At 73.3% G+C, this 17,443-nt stretch carries 15 protein-coding genes and 1 pseudogene; 10 read left to right on the top strand and 6 right to left on the bottom strand.

The features are described from left to right. Positions 1-4: 4 nt before the first annotated feature. A complete protein-coding gene (locus AB0469_RS11020; protein WP_366451038.1) occupies positions 5-2,110 on the top strand; it encodes an endo-beta-N-acetylglucosaminidase in 2,106 nt (701 codons plus the stop codon). Positions 2,111-2,114: 4 nt separating this feature from the next. On the opposite strand, the gene AB0469_RS11015 is transcribed toward AB0469_RS11020, so the two are convergent. Both AB0469_RS11015 and AB0469_RS11010 read right to left on the bottom strand, forming a co-directional pair. Further along, a complete protein-coding gene (locus AB0469_RS11015) occupies positions 2,115-3,527 on the bottom strand; it encodes a HAMP domain-containing sensor histidine kinase (RefSeq protein ID WP_366451037.1) in 1,413 nt (470 codons plus the stop codon). A gap of 10 nt (positions 3,528-3,537) precedes the next feature. After that, positions 3,538-4,257, bottom strand: coding sequence for a response regulator transcription factor (locus tag AB0469_RS11010; RefSeq protein ID WP_366451036.1), 720 nt, complete (start codon positions 4,255-4,257; stop codon positions 3,538-3,540). 276 nt (positions 4,258-4,533) lie between these two features. Between AB0469_RS11010 and AB0469_RS11005 the strand changes: the two genes are divergently transcribed. From AB0469_RS11005 to AB0469_RS10970, 8 genes are all read left to right on the top strand, one after another. Beyond that, positions 4,534-5,319, top strand: a complete 786-nt coding sequence (locus tag AB0469_RS11005) for an amino acid ABC transporter ATP-binding protein (RefSeq protein WP_366451035.1) — start codon at positions 4,534-4,536, stop codon at positions 5,317-5,319. Between the two features lie 98 nt (positions 5,320-5,417). Further along, positions 5,418-6,278: a glutamate ABC transporter substrate-binding protein gene (locus AB0469_RS11000; RefSeq protein ID WP_366451034.1), complete on the top strand. Its 861-nt coding sequence runs from the start codon at positions 5,418-5,420 to the stop codon at positions 6,276-6,278. Between the two features lie 84 nt (positions 6,279-6,362). After that, positions 6,363-7,037, top strand: a complete 675-nt coding sequence (locus AB0469_RS10995; RefSeq protein WP_042817844.1) for an ABC transporter permease subunit — start codon at positions 6,363-6,365, stop codon at positions 7,035-7,037. Beyond that, positions 7,034-7,921: an amino acid ABC transporter permease gene (locus AB0469_RS10990; protein WP_366451033.1), complete on the top strand. Its 888-nt coding sequence runs from the start codon at positions 7,034-7,036 to the stop codon at positions 7,919-7,921. Before AB0469_RS10995 ends, AB0469_RS10990 begins: the two co-directional genes overlap by 4 nt. A 169-nt stretch (positions 7,922-8,090) precedes the next feature. Further along, positions 8,091-9,662 (top strand): FAD-dependent monooxygenase, encoded by a 1,572-nt coding sequence (locus AB0469_RS10985; RefSeq protein WP_366451032.1) that lies wholly within the window; start codon positions 8,091-8,093, stop codon positions 9,660-9,662. A 33-nt stretch (positions 9,663-9,695) separates the two neighbouring features. Beyond that, a complete protein-coding gene (locus tag AB0469_RS10980; RefSeq protein WP_311318651.1) occupies positions 9,696-9,782 on the top strand; it encodes a putative leader peptide in 87 nt (28 codons plus the stop codon). Between the two features lie 79 nt (positions 9,783-9,861). Further along, positions 9,862-10,395: a cysteine dioxygenase gene (locus tag AB0469_RS10975; RefSeq protein ID WP_366451031.1), complete on the top strand. Its 534-nt coding sequence runs from the start codon at positions 9,862-9,864 to the stop codon at positions 10,393-10,395. Then, positions 10,392-10,787 carry a rhodanese-like domain-containing protein gene (locus AB0469_RS10970; RefSeq protein ID WP_366451030.1) on the top strand — a complete coding sequence of 132 codons (396 nt, stop codon included), beginning with the start codon at positions 10,392-10,394 and terminating at the stop codon, positions 10,785-10,787. The genes AB0469_RS10975 and AB0469_RS10970 overlap by 4 nt, the downstream gene beginning before the upstream one ends. 329 nt (positions 10,788-11,116) lie before the next feature. Here AB0469_RS10970 and AB0469_RS10965 read toward each other — a convergent pair whose 3' ends face one another. The 4 genes and pseudogenes from AB0469_RS10965 to AB0469_RS10950 all read right to left on the bottom strand — a co-directional run bounded on the left by AB0469_RS10965 (position 11,117) and on the right by AB0469_RS10950 (position 16,627). Then, the gene (locus tag AB0469_RS10965) at positions 11,117-13,645 is read right to left on the bottom strand and encodes an ABC transporter permease (RefSeq protein WP_366451029.1); all 2,529 of its coding nucleotides are present in this window, start codon (positions 13,643-13,645) and stop codon (positions 11,117-11,119) included. 107 nt (positions 13,646-13,752) lie between these two features. Beyond that, positions 13,753-14,415: pseudogene (gene recX, locus AB0469_RS10960) on the bottom strand (recombination regulator RecX); the annotation flags it as partial. Then, positions 14,325-15,434, bottom strand: coding sequence for a recombinase RecA (gene recA / locus AB0469_RS10955; RefSeq protein WP_366451028.1), 1,110 nt, complete (start codon positions 15,432-15,434; stop codon positions 14,325-14,327). The gene recA and the pseudogene recX, both read right to left, overlap by 91 nt. A 362-nt stretch (positions 15,435-15,796) precedes the next feature. Then, positions 15,797-16,627, bottom strand: coding sequence for a serine protease (locus AB0469_RS10950; RefSeq protein ID WP_366451027.1), 831 nt, complete (start codon positions 16,625-16,627; stop codon positions 15,797-15,799). A 299-nt stretch (positions 16,628-16,926) separates the two neighbouring features. On the opposite strand from AB0469_RS10950, the gene AB0469_RS10945 reads away from it, so the two are divergent. Beyond that, positions 16,927-17,352, top strand: a complete 426-nt coding sequence (locus AB0469_RS10945; RefSeq protein ID WP_366451026.1) for a hypothetical protein — start codon at positions 16,927-16,929, stop codon at positions 17,350-17,352. The last annotated feature ends 91 nt before the right edge of the window (positions 17,353-17,443 follow it).

Raw genomic sequence — 17,443 nt, 5'->3', positions numbered from 1 at the left:
CCGCATGTCCGGAACCGGCGACGGCGCCGACCCCCGTACCGCCGTCCCCCCGGGGCCCGCCCGGCGTACCGTCCTGGCCCTGGGCGCCGGGGCCGGAACCGCCGTCCTGCTGCCCGCCTCCGGCCCCGCCCGGGCCGCGGCCCCGGCCGCGCCCGGGCCCCGCCTGGCCCCGTACGCCTGCTACTGGTTCCCCGACTCCCTCCCCGAGGGCGCGCCCGGCCCCGGGATCGTCTGGCGCTCCCTCAGGGAGTGGACCCCGCAGTCGGATCCGGACCTGGCCCACAACACCGCGAGCGTCCCGCTGGCCCCGCGGTTCACTCCGGTCCCGGCGCACCGGGACGCCCGCGCCGGCCAGGCCCGGATCGTCTCGCTCGTCTCCTTCGGGCCCACCTCCCGCAACCCGTCGCAGGGGCAGGCCACCGCCGACTCCTACGCGCCGACGCACTGGGCGTACCTCGACGAGCTGGTCTTCTGGGGCGGTTCGGCCGGCGAGGGCCTGGTCCTCGCCCCGAACGCGCCCGTCGTGGACGCGGCCCACCGCAACGGGGTCCGCGTCCTGGGCAACGTCTTCCTGCCGCCCGTCGCCTACGGCGGCGACCTGCGCTGGACCCGGGACCTGGTCCGGTCCGAAGCCGACGGCCGGTTCCCGCTCGCGGAGAAACTGGCCGAGGTGGCCCGGACGTACGGGTTCGACGGCTGGTTCGTCAACGCCGAGACGGACGGCGGGGACAGCGCGCTCGCCACCCGGATGCGGGGGTTCCTGCGGGCGCTGCGGGCCGCCGGGGAGCCGCACGGGCTGCGGATCACCTGGTACGACGCCATGAACAGCACCGGCGCGGTGGGCTGGCGGGGAGCGCTCGACGAGCTCAACCAGGAGTTCTTCGAGGACCGGGCGGGCAGGGTCGCGGACTCGCTGTTCGTGGACTTCCGCTGGACGCCCGCCTCGCTGGCCTCCTCGGGGGCCCTGGCCGAGCGGCTGGGCCGCTCCCGCCACGAGCTGTGGGCGGCCGTGGACGTGGAGTCCCGGGGCTGGGACTCCGAGGTCCGCTGGGACGCGATCGTGCCGCGCGGCCGCGACCACGTCGTCAGCCTCGGCTTCTACCGGCCCGAGTGGACCCGCAACCACCTCGCCGACCGCTCCCCCGGCGCCTTCCACCGGGCCGACGACCGGTTCTGGACGGGCGAGTCCCTGGACCCGTCCCGTCCCGCGCCCGATGCCGTCTGGCGGGCGCCCGCCACGGCCGTCGCCGACCGGTCCACCGTCACCGGGCTCCCGTTCGCCTGCTCCTTCAACACCGGTCACGGGCTGCGCTGGTACGAGGGCGGGGCCGTCGCCTCGGAGGAGCCCTGGAGCCACCTCGGGCTCCAGGACCGGCTCCCGGGGCGCCGCTGGGTGGTGGACACCGACGGGGAACGCCCCGACGTCCGGCTGGACTTCGCGGACGCCTGGCGCGGCGGCTCCAGCCTGCTGGTGACGGGTGCACTCACCGCGCCCGCCGCCGTCGGCCTGCACTCCACCCGGCTGCCGCTGACCCGTTCCGCCGTGGCGGAGCTGGTCCACACGGCCGGCCCGGTCCCGGTGGACGTCGAGCTCGGGGTCGCCGTGCGCGAGCCGGCCGCTGCGGGCGGCCCGGTCCCGTACACCTGGCTGCGGGCCGGCAGGCCGGGCGGCGCCGGGGGCTGGCGGACCGCCCGGGTCCCGCTCGGGGCGCTGGCCGGGGAGACGGCGTTCGCCCTGGCGGTACGGATCACCGCGCGCGGGAAGGGGCCGGTGTCCTGGCGGCTCGGAGCCCTGTCGGTACGCGACGCCACCGCCGTCCGGCACCCGGCCCCGCCCTCCCGCCTCACGGTCGACGCCTCGGCCGGCCGGGGCGCGGAGGCCGAGCTCCGCCTGTCCTGGCTGCGGGCGGCCGGGCCGGTCCGGCACTACGAACTGCACCGCCTCCTGCCGGACGGCACCCGCCGCTTCCTGGCCGGCACCTGCGGGACCGCCCTGTACCTGCCCCGGCTGGCCCGCGCCGGCCGGGAGCGGGCGGCGGCGCTGGAGCTGCGGGCGGTGGACGAGACGTACGCGGCGTCGGCCCCGGCCCGGGCCGGATTCGCGTGGTGAGGGCTCAGGCGCCGTGCGGGTCGGTGCGCGGCACGGCCACCGTCACGCGCAGCCCGTGCGGCGGGTTCTTGGCATAGGAGAGGGTGCCGCCGCCGGTGGCGAGCAGGGCGCGGGAGATCGACAGGCCCAGCCCCGAGCCCTTGATGTTCTGGTGGCGGCCGCTGCGCCAGAAGCGGTCGCCGACGCGCAGCAGCTCCTCCTCGGTCAGGCCGGGCCCCCGGTCGGCGACGACGACGAGGGCGCTGGTGCCCTGCGCGGAGACGGAGACCTCGACCTCCTCTCCGGCCGGGGTGAACTTCAGGGCGTTGTCGATGACGGCGTCGAGCGCGCTGGACAGGGCGATGGGGTCGGCCCAGCCGGTGACGGCGGAGCGGCCCGTCTCGGTGAGCCGTACGCCCTTCTCCTCGGCGTAGGGCCGCCAGGAGGCGACCCGCTCGGCGGCCAGGGCGCCGATGTCGGTCAGGCTGATCTCGGCGGAGGCGTGCTCGGCCAGGGCCAGGTCGAGGAGGTCGTCGAGGACCTGGGCGAGGCGTTTGCCCTCGGTGCGCACGGAGGCGATCTCCTCGTTGCCCTCGGGGAGTTCGAGGGCGAGGAGCTCGATCCGCAGGAGCAGCGCGGCGAGCGGGTTGCGCAGCTGGTGGGAGGCGTCCGCGACGAACGCCCGCTGCTGCTCCAGTACCTCTTCGACGTTGTCGGCCATCTCGTTGAACGAGCGGGCCAGGCGTCTGAGTTCCGGGGGGCCGCTGGCGGCCGCGACGCGGGAGTTCATGCGTCCGGTGGCGATGCCGTGGGCGGCCGCGTCCAGGGTCCGGACGGGCTTGAGCACCCAGCCGGTCAGGCGCAGCGCGGCGCCGAAGGCGGCGAGCATGGCGGCGGCGAGGCCGGCGGCGATCAGCAGCCAGCCGTGCAGGATCCGGGCGCGCATCTGGTCGGTGGGCGATTCGGTGGCGACGACGGCCACCACGTCGCCGTCGAGGACGACCGGGGAGACGACGAGGAGTTTGCCGTTGACCTGCCAGGGCCAGACCTGTCCGGGGTCGTGGCTGCGGCGTCCGGCCAGGGCCTCCTCGAAGGACCGGCGGGCCTCGCCGGAGTCCGGCAGCTGCCACCAGCCGGGGGCGCGGACCATGGCGTTGTCGTCGCGGTAGAAGATGCCGACGCGGATGCCGTAGAGCTCCTGGTAGCGGGCGAGTTCCAGCTGGAGGGTGTCGCGCCGCTCGTCGGCGCCGGTCGCGCCGGAGCCCTCGGCGTCGATGACGAACTGGGCGAGGGCGGCGAAGCGCGCGCTGTCGTCGATCCGGTCGACCACCACCCGCTGCTGCTGGGCGGCGGCCAGGCTGACGGCGAGCGGGAAGCCGAGGGCGATCAGCACGCCCGCCATCAGGATGACGAGGAGCGGGAGCAGACGGGCGCGCACGGCGGACCCGCTAGGGCGCGGCCGGGGTGACGAGCCGGTAGCCCACCCCGCGGACGGTCTCGATCAGCGCGGGCATGCCGAGCTTGGCGCGCAGCGAGGCGACGTGGACCTCGAGGGTGCGGCCCGTCCCCTCCCAGCTGGTGCGCCAGACCTCGCTGATGATCTGTTCCCGGCGGAAGACCACGCCGGGCCGCTGCGCGAGCAGGGCCAGCAGGTCGAATTCCTTGCGGGTGAGGGGCACGTCGCCGCCGTTCACGGTGACCCGGCGGGTGGGCAGCTCGACGGCGACCGGGCCGAGCCGGACCAGGCCCGGTCCGGCGGCCTCGCCGGGTGCGGCCGGTTCCTCGGCGGTGCCGGTGCGGCGGGCGACGGCGTGGATGCGGGCCAGCAGCTCGCCGGTGTCGTACGGCTTGACCACGTAGTCGTCGGCGCCCATGTTCAGGCCGTGGATGCGGGAGCGGACGTCGCCGCGGGCGGTCACCATGATGACGGGCGTACTGGTGCGCTTGCGGATCTTGCCGCAGACCTCGTAGCCGTCCTGGTCGGGCAGGCCGAGGTCGAGCAGGATCACCCCGTACGGGGAGGCCGCGGGCTTGGCCCCGGCGGGCAGCAGGGCCTGGAGGGCCTCCTCGCCGTTGCGGGCATGGGTGACCTGGAAGCCGTGCCGGGCGAGGATCGCGGACAGGGCGGCGGCGACGTGGTCGTCGTCCTCGACGAGCAGCAGTCTCATGGTCGTCCCCCTCTCCTTCTCTCGCTCTCGGGTTTGCGCGCAGATGGCCACCATGCATCCACGCCGATGAAGAGTCCCACGTCAAGGGTGTTCCGGCCCGGCGGGTCTTCCGTTATGCACCCGGTACGCGTACATCGTGCACAGATGGTCGCAGCGCACGGAGCGTATCGGTGCGAGGCCGTATCGTTATCCTCAATTCTCCCTCAGATGTGATGACGCTGTGCGCGCCGCGTCACTACTGTCCTGCCAACCGACGGAGGACGGAGCAAGAAGCCGATGAGCGGAGTATCAGTGGCCGAGGACGCACAGGACGCGGCGGGCGCCGCGGACGGCCTGGTCGTACTGAGCAACGTCAACAAGCACTTCGGCGCGCTGCACGTGCTTCAGGACATCGATCTGAGCATCGCCCGCGGCGAGGTCGTCGTGGTGATCGGTCCTTCGGGATCGGGCAAGTCGACGCTGTGCCGGACCATCAACCGGCTGGAGACCATCGACTCGGGGACCATCACGGTCGACGGGAAGGAACTGCCTTCCGAGGGCAAGGAGTTGGCGCGGCTGCGCGCCGATGTGGGCATGGTCTTCCAGTCGTTCAACCTGTTCGCGCACAAGACCGTGCTGCAGAACGTGATGCTGGGACAGCTCAAGGTCCGCAAGACGGACCAGGCAGCGGCGATGGAGAAGGCCAAGTCGCTCCTGGACCGCGTCGGCGTCGGCTCCCAGGCCGACAAGTACCCGGCACAGCTGTCCGGCGGCCAGCAGCAGCGCGTCGCGATCGCCCGGGCCCTGGCGATGGACCCGAAGGTGATGCTCTTCGACGAGCCGACCTCGGCGCTGGACCCGGAGATGATCAACGAGGTGCTGGAGGTCATGCAGCAGCTCGCCCGCGAGGGGATGACGATGGTGGTCGTCACGCACGAGATGGGCTTCGCCCGCTCCGCGGCGAACCGGGTCGTCTTCATGGCCGACGGCAAGATCATCGAACAGGCCGCCCCCGAGCAGTTCTTCAGCAACCCCAAGAGCGACCGCGCCAAGGACTTCCTGTCCAAGATCCTGCACCACTGACGCCCGCGTCTGGTAGTGATCCGGTCGACGGCGCCCGCCGTCGCACACGACGTGTCCAGCTCGTCGTTCAACAACGTCTCACCCGAGGGAAGTTCACCATGAAGGTTCTCAAGGCCGGCGCGGCAGTGGCCACGGCCGTCGTTCTCGCGCTGACGGCGACCGCCTGTGGCGGCGGCAGCGGCTCGAAGGACGGCGCGGGCGACGCGGGCGCCTCCGGCGGCGCCAAGTCGAACAAGATCGTCATCGGCATCAAGTTCGACCAGCCGGGCCTGGGCCTGAAGACCCCCGACGGCAAGTACGAGGGCTTCGACGTCGACGTCGCCACGTACATCGCCAAGGAGCTCGGCTACCAGCCGGACCAGATCGAGTGGAAGCAGGCCGTCAGCGCCGAGCGCGAGAACCTGATCTCCAACGGCGACGTGAAGTTCATCGCCGCGACCTACTCGATCAACGACAAGCGCAAGGCGAAGGTCGACTTCGCGGGCCCGTACTTCCTGGCCCACCAGGACCTGCTGGTCCGCGCCGACGACAGCAGCATCACCAAGGTCGAGGACCTCAACAAGAAGAAGCTCTGCTCCGTCACGGGCTCCACCTCGGCGCAGAACATCAAGAAGGACCTGGCCAAGGACGCCGACCTCCAGGAGTTCCCGGGCTACTCCGAGTGCCTGACCGGTCTGGAGAACAAGGCCGTCGACGCGCTGACCACGGACGACTCGATCCTCGCCGGCTACGCCGCGCAGGAGAAGAACAAGGGCAAGTTCAAGCTCGTCGGTCTGAAGATGAGCAACGAGAACTACGGCATCGGTCTGAAGAAGGGCGACAAGGAGCTCCAGACCAAGATCAACGCCGCGCTCCGGAAGATGGTCTCGGACGGCAGCTGGGAAGCGGCCGTGAAGAAGAACCTCGGCCCGGCCGACTACAAGAACGAGCCTGCCCCGCAGATCACCGAAGGCAGCTGATTTCCCGGTGAGGTGCGCCGCCGCCCGCCCGTCCGCGGGCGGCGGCGCACCTCGCCGGCCATCCTGGGGAGAGCGCAGGGCATCGTGTTCGACTTTCTTGATTCCGGGCAGTACGACCTGCTCGGAGCCTTCTGGGTGACGGTTCAGCTCACCCTCTACTCGGCGGTGGGCTCCCTGGTCTGGGGCACCGTCCTGGCCGGGATGCGGGTCAGCCCGGTCCCGCTGATGCGGGCCTTCGGCACCGCGTACGTGAATCTGGTCCGCAACACGCCGCTGACGCTGCTGATCATCGGCAGCTCGCTCGGCCTCTACCAGACCCTCACCATCAACCTGGGCGGCGACACCTCCAAGGAGACGGGCTTCCGGCTCGCCGTCCTCGCGCTGACCGCCTACACCGGCACCTTCGTGTGCGAGGCGCTGCGCTCGGGCATCAACACGGTGCCCGTGGGCCAGGCCGAGGCCGCTCGCGCGCTGGGGCTGAGCTTCTTCCAGGTACTCACCCTGATCGTGCTCCCCCAGGCCTTCCGGGCGGTGATCGCGCCGCTCGCCAACGTACTGATCGCCCTCACCAAGAACACCACGGTGGCGGCGGCCATCGGCGTGGCCGAAGCGGCCCTGCTGATGAAGGAAATGATCGAGAACGAGGCGGACGCGCTCTTCGCCGTCTTCGGGATCTTCGCCCTCGGCTTCTGCCTGCTGACCCTGCCCACCGGTCTGCTGCTGGGCTGGGTGGCCAAGCGAGTGGCGGTGAAGCGATGAGCTCGGTTCTGTACGACGTCCCCGGCCCCAAGGCCAAGGCCCGCAACTGGATCTACACGGCCGTCTTCCTGGTCCTGTTCGGGCTCGCCGCCTGGTGGATCCTGTCCGTCATGGCGGACAAGCACCAGCTGGACGCCGACAAGTGGACCCCTTTCGTCACCGACGACCGGATCTGGACCACCTTCCTGATCCCCGGTCTGCTGGAGACCCTGAAGGCGGGCGTGATCGCCATGGTGATCGCGCTTCCGCTGGGCGCCCTGCTGGGCATGGGACGGCTCTCCGACCACGCCTGGGTGCGCATACCGGTGGGCACGGTGGTCGAGTTCTTCCGCGCCATCCCGGTGCTGATGCTGATGATCTTCGGCTCGGCGTTCATCGTGAAGTTCGTCCCCGCCGTGTCCTCGGACTTCCGGCCGCTGTACGCCGTGGTGATCGGCCTGGTCCTGTACAACTCGGCGGTCATCGCCGAGATCGTCCGCGCGGGCGTCATGTCGCTGCCGCGCGGCCAGACCGACGCCGCCAAGGCGATCGGCATGCGCAAGGGCCAGACGATGGTCCACGTCCTGCTCCCGCAGGCCGTCACCGTCATGCTGCCCGCCCTGGTCAGCCAGCTGGTGGTGATCCTCAAGGACACCGCGCTCGGCGGTTCGCTGCTCGGCGTCGGCGATCTGCTGGCGGCCAACCGGCAGATCTCGGCGAACTACAGCAACACCATCGCCACGCTCGTGGTGATCGCCCTGCTCTACATCGCGCTGAACTTCGCCCTCACCACCTTCGCCTCCTGGCTGGAGGGCCGGCTGCGGAAGTCGAAGAAGGGCAGCGGCGCCGCGGCCGTCGTCCCCGAGGTCGACGACATGGCCACCGGCGCCGGCGCGGCGGCCTGACCCGGGGGGCTGACGTCCGGTCAGCCCTGCGTGATGCGTAGCCTGTGTGGTGCGGCGGAACTCTCCGCCGCACCACACGGCTTTGTCCGGACCGGGGTCACTTGACGCCGGAACCTCCAGTGGGTTGCATACGTTCTGTGATCACATACCGGACATCGGGAGCCGCATCATGGACCCGGTGATCGTCGTCGGCTCGGGCCCCGTCGGACTCTCCCTGTCCCTCGCCCTGGCCGGCCACGGCGTGCCCTCCGTCCTGCTCGACGAGGGCCCCGGCAAGGACGAGCCCCGGCCCGCCCGCAGCGTCGTGCTGCACTCCGACACCGCGGCCATGGTCCACCGCCTGGGCTGCACCACCCTGCGCGACGAGGGCGCGCGATACGCCGCCTGGCGCACCATGAGGCGCCGTCAGGAATCCCGGCGGATCACCTTCGAGGACCACCCCGCCCCCCTGCACCTGCCGCAGCACGCCCTCACCCGCGGACTGCGCGCCGCGGCCGCTGCGCACCCCCTGGTCCAGCTGGTGGCCGGCGCCAAGCTGGACTCCCTCGAACAGGACGGCCGCGGGGTCACCGCGCACACCCGGGGCTCCGAGACCACCTGGTGGCGCGGCAGCCACCTGGTCGGCTGCGACGGAGCCCGCTCCACCGTCCGCAAGCTGCTCGGCATCCGCTTCCCCGGCCGGACCGCCGTGGAACGGCACGCCGTGGCCGCGCTGCGCGCCGAACTTCCCTGGCCCGGCGAGGCGCTGCTGCACCGCAACCCGCCGTCCGGGCCCGAGGAGATCACCGCCCGGCCGCTGCCCGACGGGGTCTGGCGGCTGGACTGGCTGCTGCCCGCGCGCGGGGAACTCGTCACCCCCGACGCCCTCGTCACCCTCGTCCGCGACACCCTGGCGCTCTGGTGCGGGGGCAGCACTCCCCCGTACGACCTCATCGACACCGGCGTGCACACCCTGCACCACCGCCTCGCACGGCGCTGGCGCGACGGCCGGGCCTTCCTCGCCGGCGACGCCGCGCACCTGTTGGGGGCGCTGGGCACCCAGGGCGTCGAGGAGGGGCTGCGCGACGCCGAGAACCTGTCCTGGAAGCTGGCGCTGGACTGGCACCAGGGCGCCTCCGAGGCCCTGCTCGACAGCTACGAGGGCGAGCGGCGCACCGCCGTCGCCGCCCGGCTGCGCGCCGCCGACCAGGCCCTGTCCGCCCTGCGCGGCGGGGGCAGCCTGCGCACCCTCCTGCCCGGGTCGGGGAGGTCCGCCGAGGCCCTGCTGACCGACGGGCACCTGGGCCGGGGCCCGCTGGGCGGCCGGCCGGTCTACGCCCCTCCGGTGGCCGTGCGCGAGGTCCCGACGGACACGGAGCCGGGCGGGCCCGTGGCGAACGTGCCCGTGTCCGCGCCCGACGGGTCCACCGTCCCGCTGCGGGACCTGCTGGGGCGGGGCAGGCTGCTGGTGCTGCTGGTCGCCCCGGGCACCGGGGTGTGGGACAGGCGGCACTGGATGGGGGCCGGGCTGATGCCCCGGCTCGCGGCGGCCGTGACCGCGCTGCCCGTTCCGGCCGACCTGCTGGTGGCGGACGGCTATCCGGGGGCTCCGGCGCACACCGTGCTGCTGGTACGGCCCGACGGGCACCTCGCCGCGACCTTCTCGGGGGTCCGGCCGGCCGAGCTGTACGCGGCGGCGGACGCGGTCCGGGCGGGTGCCCCGGCCGGCGCCCCCGCCACACCCGCCCCTGTGATCGATTGACCGCCCTCGGGCACTCGTGGTTCACTCGCCGACATGACCGGCAACGACGTACGCCTGTGGCGGAGGGTTCACATGGACCTGCTCCGCTACGCGGGCTGCGTGTGTCGCCCCTCCTGCTGATTCGCCCCTGCCCCGCGCGCCCCGCTGCCCTTCCGGGCCCGCGCGCCCTTTTCGCGAACCCCAGGACGGTCACTCCCCGATGTCTGCTTCCGTGTCCACGCACGCCCCTGCCCGTTCCGCCGCCCCCACGGCGGCGGAGCTCCTCGCCTTCGCCCTGCGCACCGCCGCCGACCCCGCCGTCGTCGACTCGCTGCCCCTCGACCCGGAGGGCCGGACCTGGATCCGGCTCGAGGGCCCGGGCGGCAGCGAGGCCTGGCTGATCGGCTGGCCGCCGGGCACCGGCACCGGCTGGCACGACCACGCCGAGTCCCGGGGGGCCTTCGCCACCGCCCGGGGCCGGCTCACCGAGCACTCCCTGGCCGTGCGGCTGCCCTCGGAGGGGTGGCGGAACCTGGAGCTGGCCCCGGACGTCGACCGCACCCGCAGCCTCGGCGCGGTGACCGGGCGGGCGTTCGGCGAGCACCACGTCCACGAGGTGCTGAACGAGTCCGCCACCGAGCACGCGGTCTCGGTGCACGCGTACTACCCGCCGCTCCCGCTGATCCGCCGCTACAGCCGCAGCGGACCGGTCCTCACGCTGGAGCACGTCGAACGCCCGGCGGACTGGCAGTGAGCGCCCCCGTCGGCATCGACGACCTCCTGGAACGGATCCGGGCGACCTACACCCGCGTCGACGCCCGGTCCGCGTACGAGGCGTGGCAGGAGGGGGACGCCCTGCTCGTGGACATCCGCTACCAGGCACTGCGCGAGCGGGACGGGCTGATCCCGGGGGCCGTCGTGGTGGAGCGCAACGAGCTGGAGTGGCGGCTGGACCCACTGGGCTCGCACCGCCTCCCGCAGGCCGTCTCGCACGAGCTGCGGGTGGTGGTGATCTGCAACGAGGGCTACGCGTCCTCGCTGGCGGCGGCGTCGCTCCACGCGCTGGGGCTGCGCCGGGCGACGGACCTCACCGGCGGCTTCCAGGCCTGGCGCGCCGCGGGCCTCCCGACGACCACCGCTTCCTGACGCGCCGCCCGCGCGGGCCCGGCTGAGGTCCGGCCGCAGGCTGGAGGTGCCGGGCCGCTGCGCGGGGCGGGGTCCCCCACCCGCCCGTCCACCGTTCCCAGGGGCTCCGCCCCTGACCCCGCGCCTCGAACGCCGGCGGGGCTGGACGGCGCCGCCGCGCGGCCATTCCAGCCCGTGCGGTTGAGCGCACGGGCGCGAAGCGCACGTCCTGGGTCCGGGGCGGAGCCCCTGGGGGCACCTCCCAGCGGTGGCTGGGGGAGGAACGGAAAAAGGGCGGGGCGGGGAGACGGCTCCGCGTAGCGGCAGCCGCACCGCCGCCCTCTCCCGGGTCAGGACGACGTCGCCGCGTCCACCGGGCGGAGGCGGAGGGCCAGCCGGCCGGGGAGGGCGACGGCCGGGAGGGCCAGGAGCGCGGCCGCGCCGACCACCCCCGCCCACACCGCCGGGAGGACCGCCGGCGCGGCCGACCCCGTCATCCCGACGCTGAAGGCCGTCAGCACCGCCGCCGCGATCCCCGACCCCAGCACCACCCCCATCAGCAGCACCCCCACCGCCTCGGCGCGCAGCATCCGCAGCACCTGCCGGCGCTGCGCCCCCGCCAGCCTGAGCAGAGCGAACTCCCGGAACCGCTCGGCCGTGGACATCGCCAGGGTGTTGACCACCGCGATCGCGGTGAAGGCCAGGACCAGGCCCATCGCCAGCAGGTTGGCCTCCGCCCCAGCCGACGCCCGCCGCGCCCGGGCCGCGTCGGCCTGGGCCGCCGACAGCACCGGCACGCCCGCGGCGGCGGCCAGCCGCTCCCGGCCGACGCCCGGCTCCGCCGCCACCAGCACGCTGCTCGCCAGCGGGTCGTCCACGTGCGCGGCGACGAGTGCGTGCGGCAGGGTCACGTCACCGAAGCCGAGCCCCCGCGCATACACGGCGAAGACGGTCAGCGTCACCGGCGTCCCGTCCCCGAGGGTCAGCCGCAGCGGGCTGCCCGGCTTCAGCCCCAGCTGTGCGGCGGCGAGTTCGCTGACCGCCGCCCGGTCCTCGCCGAAGCCCTCCAGGCTGCCTCCGGTGACCCCCGGGTCCCAGGTGCGGGCGAGTCCGGCCGGGGTCACGCCCTGCGCCGCGTACTTCGTCAGGCCGACCCGTACCGAGGTGCGCACGACCTCGGTCACGGCCGTGACCCCGGGCGTACGGCGGACGCGTTCGGCCGCCTCCGGACTCACTCCCGGTCCCCGCCCGCCGAGCACCCACGCGGCCCGCACGCCCTCGCGGGCCTGCGCCCGGGCCGCGTGGCCGAGGGTCGGGGTGGCGAAGAGCACGGTGCAGGTCATCCCGATCAGCAGGGTGAGGGGGGTGACGGCGGAGGCCATGCGGGTGGCGTTGCCGCGCAGGTTGGCGGTGGCCAGCCGGCCGCCCGGGCCCGTCAGCGCCAGGGGTCCGGCGAGCAGCGCGGCCGCGCCGCGCACCAGCAGCGGACCGAGCAGCGAGACGGCACCGGCCAGCACCACCACGGCCAGGAAGGTCACCGGCGTCGACGCCGGTTCGGTGCGCAGGGAGCCGAGCACGACGACCAGTACGGCCCCGCCGGCCAGCAGGAGCAGCCCCGCCGCGATACGGGTCCGGGCGGGGCGGGGCCGCTCGACGGCGGCTTCGGCCAGGGCCTCGGCGGGGCGGATCCGGGTGATCCGCCGGCCGGTGATCCGGGCCGCGGCCCAGGCTCCGAGCAGGCTCGCGCCGACGGCCGCGATCATCGGGAAGATCCCGGCGGTGCGCTCCAGGGTGGCCGGGACGGCCCCGCTCGCGACGAACCGGCCGTACAGCCAGGCGGCCAGCGGCAGCCCCGCGAGGGCGCCGGCGACTCCGGCGGCCAGGCCGACGAGCAGCGCCTCGCGACCCAGCATCCCCCGCAGCTGCCGCGGGGTGGCGGCGACGGCCCGCAGCAGGGCGAGTTCGCGGTGGCGCTGCCGGACGGACAGGGAGAAGGTTCCGGCGACCACGAGGACCGCGACGAGGAGGGAGGTGCCGGCCATCGCCCCGCCCAGGGAGACCAGGCCGATCCGGGCGCCGGCGGCGTCGAGGAACTCGACCGGGCCGCGCCCGTCGCCGGTGGAGACCTGCGCGGTGGTGGGCGCGAGGGCCCGTGCGACCCGGGCGGCCAGTTCGCCGGGGTCCGTCCCGGCCCGGGGCAGTACGCCGATGGCCGAGACCCGGCCGGCGCGGGCGGCGAGCCGCTGGGCCTCGGCGTCGGTGAAGAAGAGGGCGCTCTGGTGGCCGGGGCCGCCGTGGGCGGTGTGCGCCACACCGCTGACGGTGTAGGTCTTCGGGTCGCCGGTGGCCTGCACGGTGAGCCGGGCTCCGGGCGCGAGACCCGCACGGGAGGCCAGGTCGCGGTCGATGACGACCTCGTCCGCGCTCCCGGGGGCGCGGCCCGTGGCCAGGGTGAAGGGCGCGAGCTCGGCAGAGGTCCAGGCGTGCCCGTACGAGGGTTTCGGCGGGCCTGCGGCCCCGACCAGCGGGACGGCCTGGAAGGTGAGTTCGGGGACGGCACGTTCGACGCCGGGGACGGAGCGGACGGTGTCCACGGCGGAGGCCGGCAGCCAGGCTCGTTCGGCGACGGGCTTGGCCTTGTGCTTGGTCTTGGTCGTGCCCTTCTTCTCCGTGACCGTGGTCTCGTGGACGTTCTGGTCGGCGGAGACGAGCACCGGGGTGCCCGCGTAGCGCTCGGTGGCGATCCTCCCGCGGAGCCCGGTCTCCAGGAGGGTGCCGCAGGCGGTGATCAGGGCCGCCGCGCACAGCAGGGCGACGAAGGCTCCGAGGAAGCCGGCTGTGCGGTGCCGGACGGTCCGAAGGGCGTAACGCAGCATCATGCGTTCCACTCTGTCGGCGGGCGCCCCCGCCGGCACTGGAGTGCCCCGGCGTCCCCGGCGGGGGGCTACCCCCACCCCCGCCGCACCGCCCGTCCCCCGGGCGGGTTTCAGTCGCCGGGGTAGCCCAGGTCGTCGGCGTCCTCGCCCTCCGCCTCCAGGGCGCGGCGCACCACCCGCAGGGCCATGCCCTCCGGGTACCCCTTGCGCGCGAGCATCCCGGCCAGGCGTCGGATCCGCTTGTCGCGCTCCAGCCCCCGGGTCGAGCGGAGCTTGCGCTCCACGAGCTCGCGGGCGGTCTGCTCCTCCTGCTCGGAGTCCAGCTGTTCCAGCGCCTCCTGGACGAGGGTGGTGTGCACCCCCTTGGTCCGCAGCTCCTGCGCGAGCGCCCGCCGGGCCAGGCCCCGGCCGCGGTGCCGGGACTCGACCCAGGCCCCGGCGAAGGCGGCGTCGTCGATCAAGCCCACTTCCTCGTAGCGGGAGAGGACCGTCTCGGAGACCTCCTCGGGGATGCCCCGCTTCGCCAGGGCGTCCGCGAGCTGCCGCCGGGTGCGCGGCATCCCGGTGAGCAGGCGCAGACAGATCGCCCGCGCCTGCTCCTCGGGACTCTGGGGCGGCAGCTCCTGGCGGCCCTCACGGCCGCCCCTCGCTCTGCCGCCCCTCTCCTGCTCCTCGCGCACGGTCAGCTCTTGGCCACGGCGGCCTTGGCCGCCGGCTTGGCCTTCGACGCCGGGGCGGGCACGGAAGCGTCGGCCGGCGCGGCGGCCGCGGCCGCGTCGTCGCCCTCGGCGTCCTTGCGCACGCCGACGCCCAGCTTCTCCTTGATCTTCCGCTCGATCTCGTTGGCGAGGTCGGGGTTGTCCTTCAGGAAGTTGCGGGCGTTCTCCTTGCCCTGGCCGAGCTGGTCGCCCTCGTACGTGTACCAGGCGCCGGCCTTGCGGATGAAGCCGTGCTCCACGCCCATGTCGATCAGGCCGCCCTCGCGGCTGATGCCCTGGCCGTAGAGGATGTCGAACTCGGCCTGCTTGAAGGGGGGCGCGACCTTGTTCTTCACGACCTTGCAGCGGGTGCGGTTGCCGACCGCCTCCGTGCCGTCCTTCAGCGTCTCGATGCGACGGATGTCGATGCGCACGGAGGCGTAGAACTTCAGCGCGCGGCCACCGGTCGTGGTCTCCGGCGAGCCGAACATCACGCCGATCTTCTCGCGGAGCTGGTTGATGAAGATCGCGGTGGTCTTGGACTGGTTGAGCGCACCCGTGATCTTGCGGAGCGCCTGGCTCATCAGGCGGGCCTGGAGACCGACGTGCGAGTCGCCCATCTCGCCCTCGATCTCCGCCTTCGGCACGAGGGCCGCCACGGAGTCGATGACGATCAGGTCGAGGGCGCCGGAGCGGACCAGCATGTCGACGATCTCGAGGGCCTGCTCACCCGTGTCCGGCTGGGACAGGATGAGGTTGTCGGTGTCGACGCCGAGCGCGCGGGCGTACTCGGGGTCGAGCGCGTGCTCCGCGTCCACGAAGGCGACCGTGCCGCCGGCCTTCTGCGCGTTGGCCACGGCGTGCAGCGTCAGGGTCGTCTTACCGGAGGACTCCGGGCCGTAGATCTCGACCACGCGGCCGCGGGGCAGCCCGCCGACGCCGAGGGCGATGTCCAGGGCGGTCGACCCGGTGGGGATGACCTCGATGGGGTCGTTCGGCTTGTCGCCGAGGCGCATGACCGCACCCTTGCCGAATTGCCGTTCAATCTGTGCGAGCGCGGCGTCGAGAGCCTTCTCGCGGTCGGTGCCTGCCATGGGTTCCACCCGGTTTGCTTGAGTCGATCGCTTCACGCCATTGACGCTAACGCCTGCCACTGACAATGCGCTTCCACGCCCGTTTCGGCTGTGGATAACTCATCAGAATGGATGTTCGATTTCCCTGTCAAGCCGACCGCGCCGCCCCCGGCAACCCCTTCCCGCCAAAGGCGGAACGCTTCCCACCGCCCCCGGCCGCGACCTCCCCGGGGACCAACGAGGGGACCGGCCGCCCGGCACCGCCCCGTGGTGCACCTCACACTTCCCGGCCGGATCCCCGGCCGCGGGGACGCGCAGCGGCCCCGCCGCGCACCGGGGGCCGGTGGCGACGGGGCCGCGGGGGTCCCGCCGGGGCGGTGGCGCTACGGCTTGGGCAGGGTGCAGCCGGGGCGGTTCAGGTCGATCTGGCTGCCGGGGCCGATGCACGGGACGAGGACGTAGGTCTCCTGGGCGTAGTTGATGCCCTGGCGCACCGTGACGTTGCCGGCCTGGTCCACCTCGCACGGGTTGTTGTCCGTGCAGCGCTGGCCGTCCTCGTTGCCGGTGTTGTTGACGGCGACGACCCTGCCGGTCGTCGTGTCGATCACCGGCGAGCCGGAGGTGCCGCCGATGGTGTTGCAGGAGGAGGTGTAGCGGACCGAGTCCTTCCAGGTCCACTCCCCCTCCTTGAGGCGGTAGGCGAACCCGTCGACGCTGCAGCTGTAGGTGCGCTTCCAGTAGCCGGAGACCACCTTGATCGACGAGCCCTGGACCGGGTGGGTGTCGTTGAGGGTGAGCGCGGCGATGCCGTACTGGCTCTGGATCTGCGCGTACGTCTTGGTCAGCTGGTAGAGCGAGACGTCCGTGTCCGTCATCGTCCCGTACGCGATCTTGCTCGCGCGCAGGGTCGCGACCTTGGAGCCCGAGGCGTTGAGCAGGGAGAAGCTCCGGCTGGACGCGCGGTTGACGAGGACCTCGCCGGCCGCAGGGAAGCCGGTCTCCAGGCAGTGGCCGTTGGAGAGGACGAGCGCGGGGTCGTCCGGCTGCGAGCCGGGCGTGCGTACGACGGAGCCGGAGCAGTTGCTGAGCGCGACCGTGCCCGCGTAGGTGACCGCGGCGGCCTGCCGGGGCGCCGGGGCCTGGGCCACGGCCGGCGTGGCCGCCGCTCCGGTCAGGAGCAGGGACAACACGGCGCCGGCGAGAGGCTTGTTCATGTGGGGGTTCCCCTCTGGTGACGAATGCGACCGAAGATCCTTCGGTTGACATGTGCACTGCATTCTTCGCCCAGCGGGATCAACGCACAATAGGGCGTGGGGAGTTGGGGAACGAGGCGGCCGAAAGCCCGCGGCAGTAAACGGAATTAACCCCTCCAACACCCCGCGAGGCGGACGGGGCGGCCCATTCCAGGGCGCATGGCCCACGCCCCCGGGCTGGCGCGAAACAGCCGTTTTACGGCCGGTACTCTGCGGTGCCCCCGACGACGGGGGCCGTGAGATTCCGCTCAGGAGGACCCATGGCCGTCAAGAAGGCCACGATCCAGCAGCAGGTGGCAGAAGCCCTCGCCCAGGCCAACCCCGCCGACCGCCCCCTCGTCACCATCCAGGCCATCGCCGGCCCGAGCGTCTGGCTGATGAGCATGCTCGGCCTCATCGGCCAGGCGTTCCTCAGCTACTACTTCATCACCGTGACCGAGCAGGCCGTGGTGCTCCACCGGGCCAGCCGGATGAGCAACCGCCCGCAGGAGATCGTCTTCGCGATACCGCCCCACCAGGCCGTCGGCACCATCACCGAGGTCAAGCGCAACGCCATCTGGAGCTCGTTCCGCATGCAGCTCCCCGGCCAGGCGAGCCCGACCCGCATGAACGTGCACCGCATCTGGCGGGGCGAGATGGACCAGCTGCTCGGCCTGCTGGCGGGCCAGGGCCAGCCGGTCGCCTGACGGCCGCCCGCGGAACGGGGCGGAGGGGGCGCGTCCCCAACCCCTCCACCCCATGAGTGACAACCCATGGTTGACACCCCTCGGGTGTCAA

Origin of the sequence: Streptomyces sp. NPDC093801 (assembly GCF_040701585.1) — a bacterium.
Lineage (GTDB): Bacteria > Actinomycetota > Actinomycetes > Streptomycetales > Streptomycetaceae > Streptomyces.
This window is presented reverse-complemented; position numbering and strand designations above follow the sequence as displayed.

Excerpts from the sequence above, each read along its gene's own strand:
- AB0469_RS11020 (WP_366451038.1), top strand. The coding sequence starts at position 5 with ATGTCCGGAACCGGCGACGGCGCCGACCCCCGTACCGCCGTCCCCCCG.
- AB0469_RS11010 (WP_366451036.1), bottom strand. The coding sequence starts at position 4,257 with ATGAGACTGCTGCTCGTCGAGGACGACGACCACGTCGCCGCCGCCCTG.
- AB0469_RS11005 (WP_366451035.1), top strand. The coding sequence starts at position 4,534 with ATGAGCGGAGTATCAGTGGCCGAGGACGCACAGGACGCGGCGGGCGCC.
- AB0469_RS11000 (WP_366451034.1), top strand. The coding sequence starts at position 5,418 with ATGAAGGTTCTCAAGGCCGGCGCGGCAGTGGCCACGGCCGTCGTTCTC.
- AB0469_RS10990 (WP_366451033.1), top strand. The coding sequence starts at position 7,034 with ATGAGCTCGGTTCTGTACGACGTCCCCGGCCCCAAGGCCAAGGCCCGC.
- AB0469_RS10985 (WP_366451032.1), top strand. The coding sequence starts at position 8,091 with ATGGACCCGGTGATCGTCGTCGGCTCGGGCCCCGTCGGACTCTCCCTG.
- AB0469_RS10980 (WP_311318651.1), top strand. The coding sequence starts at position 9,696 with ATGACCGGCAACGACGTACGCCTGTGGCGGAGGGTTCACATGGACCTG.
- AB0469_RS10975 (WP_366451031.1), top strand. The coding sequence starts at position 9,862 with ATGTCTGCTTCCGTGTCCACGCACGCCCCTGCCCGTTCCGCCGCCCCC.
- AB0469_RS10965 (WP_366451029.1), bottom strand. The coding sequence starts at position 13,645 with ATGATGCTGCGTTACGCCCTTCGGACCGTCCGGCACCGCACAGCCGGC.
- recA (WP_366451028.1), bottom strand. The coding sequence starts at position 15,434 with ATGGCAGGCACCGACCGCGAGAAGGCTCTCGACGCCGCGCTCGCACAG.
- AB0469_RS10950 (WP_366451027.1), bottom strand. The coding sequence starts at position 16,627 with ATGAACAAGCCTCTCGCCGGCGCCGTGTTGTCCCTGCTCCTGACCGGA.
- AB0469_RS10945 (WP_366451026.1), top strand. The coding sequence starts at position 16,927 with ATGGCCGTCAAGAAGGCCACGATCCAGCAGCAGGTGGCAGAAGCCCTC.